This window comes from Pseudoalteromonas ostreae, assembly GCF_018069805.1.
Lineage (GTDB): Bacteria > Pseudomonadota > Gammaproteobacteria > Enterobacterales > Alteromonadaceae > Pseudoalteromonas > Pseudoalteromonas ostreae.
The window spans coordinates 41,103-54,164 of the sequence record NZ_JAGPYN010000008.1; the positions used below are offsets into that span (position 1 = coordinate 41,103).

Here is a 13,062-nt window from a genome sequence, read left to right on the forward strand (position 1 = left end):
ACCAAACAGGAATAGGCGAATTAGGAAGTAGTACATCAATACTGACTTGGAAGAAGCGTGCAAATATAGACAGTGTTCTGTAGAGTACTTTTTTTCCAGCTTCAGCTCTTTTTATTGATGAAACTGAAATGGGTAACCTTTTATCGGTACATTCTTGAGCTAACTGTTCTTGACTTAAAGCTTTTTTTTCTTAGTAACTGTAGGGCATGCGCATTAATATTTATGCGTCCGTTCGTAAAATTTTCCATTAGGTTATTCCTTTCAACTCTGTAGTGTTTTTATTAAAATAGCGATAATTTACTGCTTAACGGTACTCATTTTTTGGAATTATCAGTTTACTTTTTTGTTGGTTTTTTTTACATTACAGGGTATTACATTAGTTCAGCAGACCTTATTTTTTAGAGCAGGGCGGGAGCATACTTCGATTAATTTATAATCCAAAAAATATTCTCGCCCGATAATCATACTCCAGCTTGTCTTTTTGATTTTGCTACGTTGACTTGGAGCCCCGCATTCGCATTGCATCAGAGTGTTCATTACAAAGCTCCTCGAGTTTTTCGATACAGTTATATTGACCAAAAAATAAACATCATCTCGACGGGTTTAGTATGAAACTATATGGTGGAATTGACTTGCATTTAAATAGTATTGTTATCATTAATGAACAAGGTGAAAGGCTTGCAGCTAAGTGTTTAAATAATGACATGTCTGTCATTTTACCTTTGCTTTTTAACTTCTTATAAAGACAAGTTAACAGAATGGGTCAATGAGGGGGTCAGGTTCGTTGCTTCACAACACTACTCATATGGCAGTACCTGAACAATTATGGCTAAGTATTATGAAGCAACTGATCTGCCCCCTTGTTTATTATGTGCTTGTATAAAAATGACAATGAATTGAGTACTGAGGTTTGGGTTCGTGATGCAACATTTTGCTTTAACACTAAGTGTTCTAGATAGTGTTCGACTTCATTGTCTCCCATTGAGGCAGGGTGGCGCTTATCAAGAAAATGAGCGACGAGCGCACTATAAAATTATTAATTTTTTAAGGAGTAATTTTGAAATTAATCACGTTTATTGGTATTGCATTATCTTTTATTGTTTCAGCTCAACCGGCACTTATCAACGTCAATGAATTTGAACTTGAGTATGAAGTTGCAGGTAACGGTAAGCATATAGTTCTTTTGGAGGCTGGTGGTAGTGCTGGCATGTCTGACTGGGAGCCAGTTTTTAACCAAATAGCCGAGCATGCCACGGTTATTCGTTATTCTAGAGTTGGAAATGGCAACTCCACAGCCATTAAGAGGCACTTTACATCGAGTGATTATGCAGAATACGCCAGCGAGCTTTTAGTTGCATTAGATGTTAACCAGCCGGTCATTTTAGTTGCTCATTCATATGGTGGCAGCGTTGCGAGAGAGTTCGCTGCAGCTTACCCAAAACAAATAAAAGCATTGTTAATGTTAGATCCATCCTCCGAACATGATGTTGATATATTGCGTGCTATTGATTTAGAAAAAGCTAATCGAGAAATTGCTCAGATCAAACTGGATGACATGGCCGATGGTATGTCGAACCAATATCTGGATTTCTGGAGTAAAAGGCCGCTACCTGATTATCCACAAATCAAAGATATACCCGTAACGGTGATTACCTCTGTAAAAAAAGTAGATAGCCCGGCCAATTTGTTTTTTACGGATCAGGGCAGGCAAATGTGGGGTGAGCTATGGCAGGGGTGGGCTAGTGCTTTCCCACAGGGTAAATCTGTGTTGACTGGAAAAAGTGGTCATTTTGTGCAGTTTGATGAACCAGAATTGGTTTTAAATGAGCTTTTAGTACTGATGCAAAAACTGAACAAACACTAACGAGCAAAGGCAACCGATGCCAAACAACAGCGCGGCTGCTTTGGACGTTGAGGTTGTAGAATTACTCTTTTTAGGAACTGATTTTACACATTTAACTTGATTGCTTATTAACCTTGAATCCACTGGGTTACTGTGATCTAATAGGTATTATTCACCCACGGTAAATTGTTATGGCTCTTTCATTAGGTAAGGAGTCAAGCCTGACTTATCCTGCCAAAATAAATTCGATGCGTGGTATAACAATGATAAAACGGGCGCAGCGGCGTATCCGCCTTCGGTGATGCTAAAGATTATTTTACTTGGTTACGCACATGGTTTGATCAGTAGTCGCCGAATTGCCAAAGTGTGTGAGAATAATATTTTGTTCATGAGTGTGTCGGAGGATATTCAGCCGCATTACACATCGATAGCGGGCTTCGTGGCGAAAATGCATGAATAAATTGACCTTACGAGGAGAAACGAAAGTGAATGCCTTCACTTCATTCTGCGGCAACTATATTGCTTAGTTCATAATATAGAAAAGCTGCAAAACACGATGCATTAATAAAGGTAAGCTGCTACCTCTTCAAATAAGCCACTTAAACACCTGTCATACATTCCAAAACGCCAATTAAAGCAACAGCAAATCCTCTTTTTATATTTTACGTAAAATCGAAGTAACCGATTGAATCAAAATAGGAAATCAGCTATGGTTTGTTTATTAATAAAAACAAATAAAAACGAGTTAATCTACAGGCTCGTTAGCAATATAAGAGGAAATCAATATGTCTGGAATCACGGACTTAGATGAATTATTGCGCTCTATGAGTCCAAAATTAGTGGAGTCAGAGTTTGTGTTTTGCACAGTCTCTGGTGTTCTAACAGACTATGTAGAGCTAAATCCAGTTGCTACGTTTATTGAATCTGAGGGTTTAACTTTGGTTCTAGAAAAATCAGCGGCAGAAAAGGCAGGTTTGTCGTTTGATGGCACATACAGTCAAATCACCCTGACGGTACACTCCAGCTTAGAGGCTGTTGGTCTTACAGCAGCAGTTGCTAGCAAGTTAGCATCAAAAGGTATCAGTGCTAATGTCATTGCAGCTTATTATCACGACCATATCTTTGTTCAAAGTGGCAAAGCTGAAGTGGCAGTTTCAGCATTAGAAGAGTTCAGTGCCTAGGGTTGAGCCATATTGCTAACAAAGCATTTCAGACGGATTCCCAACGCTAGGCATTATCGGTTTGCTTCGGCTTAAGCAAAACAAAGATGACAAAACAAAGATGGCACCCATCCTAAAGTTTGTATTTCCCGCTGTGTGCGCCGAGCATTTTTATACGGTGAAGACCGTTTTACAGACCACTCCTATGAGCACCGCAGGGGTTGGCTAGAAGATAAACTACTCGCGTTGGCTAAAGGTATTTTGCATTGATGTGTGTGCATATGCAGTGATGAGCAATACCACGGGCGTTTAAGTAGCATTAGCTGGTTTATGCGCTTATTAATTTTAAGTTATTTGTATTTTTAAGTGTCTGTTTTTTCAAAATGCGCAATTAGGCGCTCGAGTAACTTTCTAATCGCGATAGATTGATGTTTGCGAGAACGGTATATGGCGTAAATACCTAAGGACGCTGGCTCATAGTTGGGGAGCACATGAACCAGCTTTTTATCATTGATCAACTGTTGTACGGCATGTTTAGGTTGTAAAGAGATACCGCGTCCTTTGAGTGCTGATTGAAGTAAGAGCATTGATTCATTCGCACTGAAGTTGCCAGCGACTGAAGTAACAACCGCGAGTTCTTCTTTGTTGAAATGCCACAAACTTTTTCCAAAATTAGAATAAATTAAGCAATTATGTTTGGCCAAATCATCAGGGTAAACAGGGTAACCAAAACGATTTAGGTAATCTTCGGTGGCGCATAATACTGAGCGGCAACGACCCAGTGGGCGTGCAATGATATTGGGGTCTAAGTCGTTGGTAATACGTATTGCTAGATCGATTCTATCTTCAACTAAATTAGTTACTTGGTTACTGATATGAATATCTATATGTACTTTGGGATACTCATCTAAAAACTGATCAATTACTGCTGGCAATAAATTAGCGGCGACAAATTGAGAGCAAGAAATACGGATCGACCCTTCAGGTTGTGCGACATGATCTTGCTCTAAAGGGATAGACACTTCTTTGGCTAAATCTAATAACGACAGACAATTTACAAAAGCTTTTTCACCTGCGGCGGTGAGCGTGAGTTTACGCGTAGAGCGGTGTAATAACTGACTATTCGCCCAACCTTCCATTTCACTTAAGTACCTTGTTACCATCGAGCGCGACATATCTAACGAATGCGCTGCGCTGACCATACTACCTTGCTCGACAATTCTAACAAAGACTTGAGCTGCGGTGATCCTGTCCATTTTAATTCCTATATGTTCGATATATGCAATTAACTATTGCCTGTTGTGATGTTTATTGCAACATATTTGCAATTTATACTTGTTTCATAAATTTAATACTGCTGACAGGAAAATAAAATGAAGACCTTGCATTTCATTATGGATCCGCAGTGTGGTTGGTGTTATGCCGTCGCACCGCTGATTGATGAGCTTACTCAATTAACAACAATAGATATTAAGCTGTATGGCGGCGGCTTATTTTCAGGGGCTAATAAACGTCAGTTATCAGCTGATTTTCATCAGCAAATAATCGCCATGGATAACAGGATCACGAGTTTAACGGGGCAAGTATTTAGTCCAACTTATTATGAAACGCTATTAGATGATAAGCAGCGAATTTTAGATTCAGATACGCCGATCACGGCGCTATTAGCTGGTGGATCGTTAGGTATTAATACTGTTGCCATGCTGCATAGAATGCAAGTTGATCAATTTGTACTTGGCCGTTCTCAGTCTGATATAGCTAATTTAGCTAACATAGCCACTCAACTTGGTGCTAGCTCTGGGGCTTTTTTAAATGCATTTGACCTTTTTAGTGGCGAAAAAACGCAGCAGCAAATAATTAAAGCGCGGCAGATGTTGAATTTAGTTGGCGGTAGTGGGTTTCCAACACTTGCGTTTGAGCACGGCGATGGCGCATTTACGAAATTAGACCACTCGCGTTATTACGCTCAGCCACAGCAGTGGTTAGCTTATGTAAAACACTTAATTAATACCATTGATTAACCAATAATTTTATACGTTTAAAAACACCCAATTTACTCGCTAAATGAGCGATATTTTAGAGGCTACTATGACATTTTTATCTAAATTAATTCAGGCAAGCACGCTTGCTACAATGATGGCAGTATCTGCCAATGCAGTTAGTGCAACACTTGAAACCAGTGTGTTTAATCCACAACAAAAAAGCACGTTCCCAGTTAGTTCGGTGTTGATCAGCGGTCCAACCGAAGCGGTTTTAGTTGATGCGCAATTTCAGCGCAATGATGCACAATCAGTGGTTGAGTTGATTAAAAAATCAGGTAAAAAATTAACCACTATTTACATTAGTCATGGTGATCCTGACTATTATTTTGGCTTAGACGTGATCACCGAGGCCTATCCTGATGCTAAGGTATTATCAACTGCTAAAACCCGAGATTATATTAAAGCGTCAATGGCGCCTAAAAAGGCTTATTGGGGGCCAATTCTTAAAGAAAACGCACCGCAAAAACTGGTTTTGCCAGAAGTATTGCAAGGCGACACCTTATTGGTTGATGGTGAAAAAGTGAATATTGTTGGTCTTGACGGTCATGATCCGAAACATACTTTTGTATGGATCCCTTCGACTAAAACTATGTTGGGTGGTGTTGTGGTATTTAACAACATGCATGTTTTTTTAGCAGATACGCAAACACCTGAATCACGTCAAAATTGGTATAAAACCCTGGATGTTATTGAGCAGCTGCATCCTAAAACTGTGATCTCTGGTCATATGTTAGGTGATAAGCCATTGACTATTGAAGCGGTGCACTTTACTCGCAAATACATTCAAGACTTTGAAGCTGCAGCCAAGTCTTCAGCTAATTCAAGTGAATTAATGAGTAAAATGAAAGCAAGCTATCCAAATATTGGCGGCGATAGCGTATTGGCGTTAAGTGCCAAAGTTATTATGGGCGAGATGCCTTGGGGCTAATTACTACAGCTTAAATTTATTTAGGCTTTTCAAGCTGCTTGCAGTTTGAAAGGTCTGTTCAACTCTTTGTACAGGCTTCATTTGATGGGGGAAATTCAGCGAGTGATCACGATAGTAATGGCTTTGGCTATGCTTCAAGCATGCAGTACCACTGCCAAAATATCGTCATTAGAACATTACAATAGTTTTAATCTGGAGACTAAATCGATGACCAATCTTGATATTGTAAAAAGTACTTATGAAGGCAAGACCTCAGAAGAAAACGGTAAAAACCTCAAGCGTTATATAACAAACGAAACACAATGGACGGAAGCCGCTGGTTTTCCATATGCCGGAACCTACCAAGGCTTTGATGAAATTGAAAAAAATGTATTTGTACGGTTAGGCAGTGAATGGAATGGTTATAATTTTGCGGTAGAAGACTATGTTGCTGCTGGCGACAAGGTGTTTGCTTATGGCAGCTATAGCGGAACTAATAAAGCCACAGGCAAATTTTTTAAGGCCCGAGTCGCTCATTTATGGATACTCAAAGAGGGTAAGATCATCAGTTTTGAACAATTTGTTGATAGTAAAACCGTTAGCAATGTCATGTAAAAAGTAGTTTTTTAATTACAACTACAAGTATGTCATCGGTGCGCTTTTATTTCGTACTCACGTGCATAAAAAAGCGTTGCCAATAGGCAACGCTTAAGTTCAACTCTGTAGTACCTAGCACCGATTATTTAGTTAAATAATCCAGTACCACTTGATGATGGTCTTTGGTTTTAAATTTATCGAAAAAGTGCTTTATTGTTCCGTCTTGGTCGATCAAGAAGCTTAAACGGTGAATACCGTCGTACTCTTTACCCATAAACTTTTTGTAACCCCATACGCCGAATGCTTCTGCAATCGCGTGATCTTCGTCTGAAAGTAGGTCAAAGTTTAATTCTTTTTTGGTTTCAAAGTTCTTTAATTTTTTTACCGGATCAGGGCTGATACCAACCACGCGGGTATTTAGCTGTGCTAACACGGCTTTTTCATCACGTAAGTTTTCAGCTTGCACGGTGCAACCAGGTGTTGATGCTTTTGGATAAAAGTACACTAATACTTGCTGCTCTTTTAACAGCTCTGCAAGGACGATTGTTTCGCCATCTTGGTTTTGTAAACTAAAAGCGGGGGCTTTGTCGCCGGCTTGTAATGGATTAATGGTGTTCATGCTTTGCTCCTTAGCGAATGCGTCGAAATATGTAGTCTACGTTTAGAGTACGTGACAAATCTTCAAATTGAACTTTAAACGTATCAATGTCAACCTCAACAGGGATGTTAAACTCCAGTTCACAGCGCATTTTTGTATCTTTCTCTTCGTCATAGGTATCTGACTTTAAAGAACAAATACTAATTTGGTTGTCGGCAAAAAAGCGGGTGACTTTACTTAACGTACCCGGCGTATCGATACCTGTATATTCGAGGGTGTAGCCGGCACAAAACTCACTTTGGGTATGACTGGCTGTACGCTTCATCATCGTGAGTAAGCCCAGCTCCATACCTTTAAGGGGCAGGGTGTGTTCAATGCGGCTGATTGCCGACATATCACCAGATAACAGCATAATAAATGTAAATTCATTACCTAAGATGGCAATGCGACTATCAATAATATTACAGTGACAGTCACTGACTAATTGGGTTAATTCACTGACAATACCAGGGCGATCATCGCCAATGGCAGTTAAAACGATCTGATGATTTGAAAAAGTAGTCATGAATTCAAGTACCTAGGTTATATTATTAATAATAATCAGAGTAAGCAAAGCCGGCAATTACTACCACACGGCGGCGAAGTTTAACATAAAACAAGCGCTAAACTATAGGCTGAGATAATTAAGCTGTTATTAAAGCACGGTGTTTCTTGTTTTTAGTGGCATGGGAAAGTACCATAGTTAAAATTTTGCATTATTAATTGGCTGGCATTTACGTTTAGTCATATCCCAAAGTAACGGGTTTTGCATAAAAACAAGATACGTAAAGTTAATATTGACTTTACACTGAACCAAATCGGCATAACCCACTCATATATTTGTTAAAACAATTAAGGGTATGCTAAGGAGAATTATCTGTGCAGTATTGGATCCCAAAAGCGCTTGCTGTAAGCGTATTGGTTAGCTTGTCAGGGTGTGGTGTGTTCACTGATGAAGCGCATCAAAAACGTAATTACCGTGCCAGTGAGCCGGTAAAAGTGCCTGAACAATTGGCTCAGCCAGCTTTAGACCCCATTTATAAAATGGAAGTGGCGGAATATGACAATAATCCGGATTCAACAAACTATCGTCCGCCAGCACAGGTATTAACCGTTGCTAAAGGCAGCTGGGTTGAAGAAGGAGATAAACAAGCACGCGTATATTTTGATAAAAATGACGGTATTGCAGATTTAAATGAGTTTATTTGGGATTCAGTGCACGCTGTATTAACTGAGCACCAAACAAAGCCAATCAAACAAGATAAGTCATTAGGTTTAATCGAAACTAACTGGTATGCCATTATTAAACCTGAAGAAGGTTGGTTATGGGATAGCGATACCGCGGTATCTGAGCAACGTTTTATTTTTACTATTGAAGAGAAATCGCATCAACGTACGGCTTCGTTAAGCGCTAAGCTAGCTGAATACAAAAGTAAAGATGTGCCATTGACGCCAATTTTACAACAACAGTTAGAAGTGCGTGCACTAAACCAAGTTGTTGCTGAGTTTGATTACCGCTATCGTCAACTTGAAGTTGAAATCCGTAAACAACAAGGTATTATTTCGTTGGAAATGGGCTTTGACAATAAAGGTAATGCGGCACTGGTAACTGAACAAGATTACTCAGTCATATTCGATCGTTTCTCAGGGTTCCTTGAGCGCCTATCGTTTACAATTGTTGAAATTGATCAAGAACGTGGTTTGATCACGGCTGATTACAACAAGCCTGAATCAAGTGTTTGGGATTCAATTTGGGGTGAAGAACTTGCTGAATTGCCGATTGAAAACGGCCAATATCAAATATTAGTCAGTCGTACCAAAGAAGGTGGTACTAGCTTAACGTGGATGGACGATGAAGGCACAACGTTAGAGCCAGGTACTATGAGTGACTTACAACAAGCGTTAGAAAGTGCTTTGCGCCAACGCGGAATTAAAATTTAATAATAAATAATAATAACAGCACAAAAAGAGCTTTTGCTCTTTTTGTGCTTTCTACAGGTTGAAAACAATGTCTAATCTAACTTCCTCTCACCCGCCGTTTGACTTTAAGGTATGGTTTAATTTTTTAGTTCCGTCATTGATTGGGGTTCTCTTATTCATGACTCCAGTGCCAATGGACGGAGCAATGACTATTCCTATCGCTGTTATGGCAAAAGCGGTGCAAGCACATATCACCTCGTATGCTGATGCGCTGATCACACTAATTATTTGTACTACAGGTATTTTGTCATTTATTTTCAAGGTTTTTAAGCCTGCGATATTAATGAAATCTACTATTTTAAAGCATCTTTTTGATGTGCATTGGCTTTGGCTAATGATCCGTTTATTTGGTATGGCATTTATTATCTTAACGGTTTTAAGTATTAATAATCCGGATCTTAAATCGACGCTACCTGAGTTTTTAATTCCACTTCTCAATGGTATTACATCAGGCAGCACTGGTGGCTTAGTGCTAAAAGATTTATTACCGGTGTTATTTTCGGTATTTATTTTAGCAGGTTTATTACTGCCTTTATTGTTAAATTTTGGCTTACTTGAGTTAGTTGGCACGTTATTAACTAGAGTTATGCGGCCGTTATTTGGCGTGCCAGGGCGAAGTGCTGTTGATTGTGCTACATCGTGGTTAGGCGATGGTAGTGTGGGAATTTTAATGACCGCGCGCCAATATGAAGAAAAGCATTATACCCAGCGTGAAGCGGCGATTATCGGTACTACGTTCTCCGCGGTATCAATTACGTTTTGTTTGGTGGTATTAGGCCAAGTAGGGCTGGAAAAATTATTTGCCCCGTTTTATTTAACGGTTTGTTTAGCTGGGGTTGTTGCTGCGCTGATCGTGCCACGTATACCGCCATTGAGCTTTAAAAAAGATATATATATTGATGGTAGTCAGCCCGATAAGCATAAAGAACGCGTGCCACATGGCAAAAATGTGTTCAACCATGCGCTACATGTAGCGCTGCACAAGGCTAAAAATTCACCGGGTTTTGCAGGCACCATGAAAGAAGGTATTTATAACGCATTAGATATGGTGTTTGCAGTATTACCTGTGGTTATGGCTGTGGGTACGTTCGCATTGATTATTGCTGAATATACGCCAATATTTGCTTATTTAGGTAAACCTTTCATCCCATTTTTAGAGCTATTACAAATCCCTGAAGCAGAAGTCGCTGCGCAAACGATTATGGTTGGCTTTGCTGATATGTTTATTCCGTCAATCCTAGCTGCGGGCACTATTGAAAGTGATGTAACGCGATTTATCATTGCTGCAATGAGTGTAACTCAGTTGATTTATATGTCTGAAGTGGGCGCGCTTTTATTGGGCAGTAAAATACCGGTAAATATATTTGAATTGTTTGTAATATTTATTCTCAGAACCTTGATCACGTTACCCGTTATTGCCCTGATGGCACATTGGCTGGTTGGCTGATTCGGTCTGTTGTTAATTTATAAAAGCCCTGATTGTTCGGGGCTTTTTTATGGTTGTTTTAAAGTGGTTTATCAATCAATAAAATTGCTTGATCGGCTGGCAAGGGTCTGGCTTTTAAGAAGCCTTGGCCAAAATCACACTGCGTTTTTTGTAATATGATGAGTTGCTCTTGAGTTTCAATTCCTTCGGCTACAACATCTAACTTAAGTGATAAAGCCAATGACAAAATGGCGTCAACCAATGGCGTGGCATTGTCTTTAAGACGATCAATAAAGCTTTTATCGATTTTTAGCACATGAATTGGCAGTTGATGTAAGTAACCTAGTGAAGAGTAACCAGTACCAAAATCATCCAAACATAACATTACTTTTAATGGCGCTAATCCTTCAATTATCTTGGTCGCTAATTCTAAGTTTTCGATCAAACCTGATTCAGTGATCTCTAAACATAAGGAGCCTAATGCTAGCTGATATTTATTATAAATAGCATGAATATGCGAGATAAAGTCTATGCTTGCAAAATGCCTCGAGGATACATTCACTGTTACACGTAAGAAACGCTTACCTTGTTGTTGCCACGCTGCTATTTGTTTTCCAGCTAGGTCTAATAAGTGCAGGTCGAGGTTAATTATTTGCCCGGTGTTTTCTGCTATTGAAATAAAATCATTCGGTGAGACAAAGCCTTTGCGTGGGTGATGCCAACGTACGAGAGCTTCAAAACCGACCACGTGACACTGTTGTATAGCAAAGATCGGCTGATAATATAACTCAAACTCATGATGCTCAATGCCATGCTGTAAATCATTTTCTATATCTGCGTGACTTTTGAGCTTTTTACGCATGGTATTATTAAAAAATTTAACTTGTCCACGGCCTGTTGATTTAGCTTCGTACATAGCAGTATCGGCATGCTGTAATAACTGATAGGCTTTATCGTTTTCGTTTTCACAAAATGCGACACCAATACTGGTCGAAGCTTGCAGTAAATGGCCATCAATATTAAGTGGCTCAGCGAGGACTTTTTTAATCCGTTTTAGTGCGTCGTTAACTTGGTTTTTGTGAGTGATATTTTCCATAAAAATAGCAAACTCATCACCACCGAGTCGTGCGAATGTATCGGTATTTCGAATTGTGTCTTTAATTAACTTACAAATGGCGATTAAAAAGTGATCACCCACTTCATGTCCTAATGAATCATTGATGCTTTTGAAACGGTCAAAATCTAAATACAACAGGGCATGATATCGCCCTTTGGGTGTTCGAGTAAGCCGTAAAATGCCGTGCTTAATGCGGTCAATTAGTAAAGAGCGATTAGCAAGCCCAGTTAATTCATCATGCAAAGCGCGATGTTCCAGTGCTTGGCGAGATAGTTGTCTGTCGATGGCCATACTAATTTGGCGGCTGACGTACGTGAGTAGGGTGCGGTCATGATTATTATAATGGTGAGTTTTATCGTAGCTTTGTATCACGATCACACCGCTCATCTGATCGCTTGCCTTAAATGGTACACCAAGCCAAGATTCGGACTGACGACCCACCATTTTAAAATGGCCATCATTTATATGTTGTTGATATTCCTTCTTATTTAACAGTAATGATCGTTCTGAATTTAAAAGGTAATAAGATGCGGTATGTTTTAGTTGCTCTTTTGATATTTTTTTATGGGCATTTGAACGTACTCCTTCCTCGACAAGATAAACAATATCGAGGATATCGATACTTTTGTTATAAAGGCCTACCAAAAAATTATCTGCGCGTAGCAAGTTGGTCATAATGCTATGTAATGCTTCTAAAAAAGTATCTAGGTCATTGGCTTGATAGGTTAAATTTGCTATTTGTAAGAGCGTTCCTTCTAGTTTTTGTGCAGCATTTAATTGGCTCACTGTTTGTTGTAAATTTTCAACGGTGTTGACCTGATTTATCTTGGCACTGAGTAAATGCGCTACGGTGGTTAAAATTTCAAGATGAGCATCACTAAAGTAATTACGTAGCGGGTGTTCGCAGTCAATAACGCCTAAAACCTGCTGCTTATAAATTAATGGTACACATAGCTCAGACATCGCAGGGTGTACATCTGCAATATAACGGCTATTCGTACTGACATCACCAATAATAACCGCGCGCCCTGTTGAAGCAACATAACCAGTAATACCTTGGTTAAATGCAATGGTTTTTCGTTCTATGGAATAGTTACTATTAGCAGGAGACACTCCCATTGATGCGACTTCATGCAAAGTTGTAGCTGTTTCATCGGCAATATAAATAACACAATCAACAAAGCCTAACCGTTTAACAACTTCAGTGGTGACATAGTTGAATAGTTCATCGAGTTTATCTAACTGTAATAAGCTTGATGAAAACTGATTAATAATACTCAGTTGCTCGGTTTTAGCATCAAGCGCTGAAGATAAGTCTATTTTATTCTGCATACGCCACACATAAATATACCG

At 39.3% G+C, this 13,062-nt stretch carries 11 protein-coding genes and 3 pseudogenes; 9 read left to right on the forward strand and 5 right to left on the reverse strand.

Annotated elements, in window-relative coordinates; genetic code table 11:
* Positions 1 to 829: 829 nt before the first annotated feature.
* A pseudogene (locus tag J7338_RS08060) lies at positions 830 to 1,003 on the reverse strand (phage integrase N-terminal SAM-like domain-containing protein); the annotation flags it as partial.
* Positions 1,004 to 1,057: 54 nt separating this feature from the next.
* Between J7338_RS08060 and J7338_RS08065 the strand changes: the two are divergent.
* The 4 genes and pseudogenes from J7338_RS08065 to J7338_RS20695 form a co-directional block, all read left to right on the forward strand.
* Positions 1,058 to 1,864 carry an alpha/beta fold hydrolase gene (locus J7338_RS08065; RefSeq protein ID WP_210796570.1) on the forward strand — a complete coding sequence of 269 codons (807 nt, stop codon included), beginning with the start codon at positions 1,058 to 1,060 and terminating at the stop codon, positions 1,862 to 1,864.
* Positions 1,865 to 2,060: 196 nt separating this feature from the next.
* Positions 2,061 to 2,300, forward strand: a pseudogene (locus tag J7338_RS08070) (transposase); the annotation flags it as partial.
* A gap of 328 nt (positions 2,301 to 2,628) precedes the next feature.
* Positions 2,629 to 3,024, forward strand: a complete 396-nt coding sequence (locus J7338_RS08075; RefSeq protein ID WP_210796571.1) for an ACT domain-containing protein — start codon at positions 2,629 to 2,631, stop codon at positions 3,022 to 3,024.
* Between the two features lie 123 nt (positions 3,025 to 3,147).
* Positions 3,148 to 3,307 (forward strand): annotated as a pseudogene (locus J7338_RS20695) (transposase); the annotation flags it as partial.
* 58 nt (positions 3,308 to 3,365) lie between these two features.
* Here the strand turns inward: J7338_RS20695 and J7338_RS08080 are convergent.
* Complete coding sequence (locus J7338_RS08080) at positions 3,366 to 4,259, reverse strand: LysR family transcriptional regulator (protein ID WP_210796572.1); 894 nt, start codon at positions 4,257 to 4,259, stop codon at positions 3,366 to 3,368.
* A gap of 117 nt (positions 4,260 to 4,376) precedes the next feature.
* On the opposite strand from J7338_RS08080, the gene J7338_RS08085 reads away from it, so the two are divergent.
* The 3 genes from J7338_RS08085 (at position 4,377) to J7338_RS08095 (ending at position 6,567) form a co-directional block, all read left to right on the forward strand.
* Entirely contained in the window at positions 4,377 to 5,024 is a 648-nt protein-coding gene (locus J7338_RS08085) for a DsbA family protein (RefSeq protein ID WP_210796573.1), read from the forward strand.
* A gap of 67 nt (positions 5,025 to 5,091) precedes the next feature.
* Positions 5,092 to 5,973, forward strand: coding sequence for an MBL fold metallo-hydrolase (locus J7338_RS08090; protein WP_228732946.1), 882 nt, complete (start codon positions 5,092 to 5,094; stop codon positions 5,971 to 5,973).
* 84 nt (positions 5,974 to 6,057) lie between these two features.
* On the forward strand, positions 6,058 to 6,567 hold the full coding sequence (locus J7338_RS08095; protein ID WP_228732947.1) for a nuclear transport factor 2 family protein: 510 nt from the start codon (positions 6,058 to 6,060) through the stop codon (positions 6,565 to 6,567).
* Between the two features lie 124 nt (positions 6,568 to 6,691).
* Here the strand turns inward: J7338_RS08095 and bcp are convergent, their stop codons facing one another.
* Together bcp and J7338_RS08105 are read right to left on the reverse strand one after the other, a co-directional pair.
* Positions 6,692 to 7,168, reverse strand: a complete 477-nt coding sequence (bcp, locus tag J7338_RS08100; protein ID WP_210796575.1) for a thioredoxin-dependent thiol peroxidase — start codon at positions 7,166 to 7,168, stop codon at positions 6,692 to 6,694.
* A gap of 10 nt (positions 7,169 to 7,178) precedes the next feature.
* Positions 7,179 to 7,712 (reverse strand): glycine cleavage system transcriptional repressor, encoded by a 534-nt coding sequence (locus J7338_RS08105; RefSeq protein WP_210796576.1) that lies wholly within the window; start codon positions 7,710 to 7,712, stop codon positions 7,179 to 7,181.
* 353 nt (positions 7,713 to 8,065) lie between these two features.
* On the opposite strand from J7338_RS08105, the gene bamC reads away from it, so the two are divergent.
* Together bamC and J7338_RS08115 are read left to right on the forward strand one after the other, a co-directional pair.
* On the forward strand, positions 8,066 to 9,127 hold the full coding sequence (gene bamC / locus J7338_RS08110) for an outer membrane protein assembly factor BamC (RefSeq protein ID WP_210796577.1): 1,062 nt from the start codon (positions 8,066 to 8,068) through the stop codon (positions 9,125 to 9,127).
* A 67-nt stretch (positions 9,128 to 9,194) separates the two neighbouring features.
* Complete coding sequence (locus J7338_RS08115) at positions 9,195 to 10,613, forward strand: YjiH family protein (RefSeq protein WP_210796578.1); 1,419 nt, start codon at positions 9,195 to 9,197, stop codon at positions 10,611 to 10,613.
* Between the two features lie 58 nt (positions 10,614 to 10,671).
* Here J7338_RS08115 and J7338_RS08120 read toward each other — a convergent pair whose 3' ends face one another.
* Entirely contained in the window at positions 10,672 to 13,041 is a 2,370-nt protein-coding gene (locus J7338_RS08120) for a bifunctional diguanylate cyclase/phosphodiesterase (protein WP_210796579.1), read from the reverse strand.
* Positions 13,042 to 13,062: the final 21 nt, after the last annotated feature.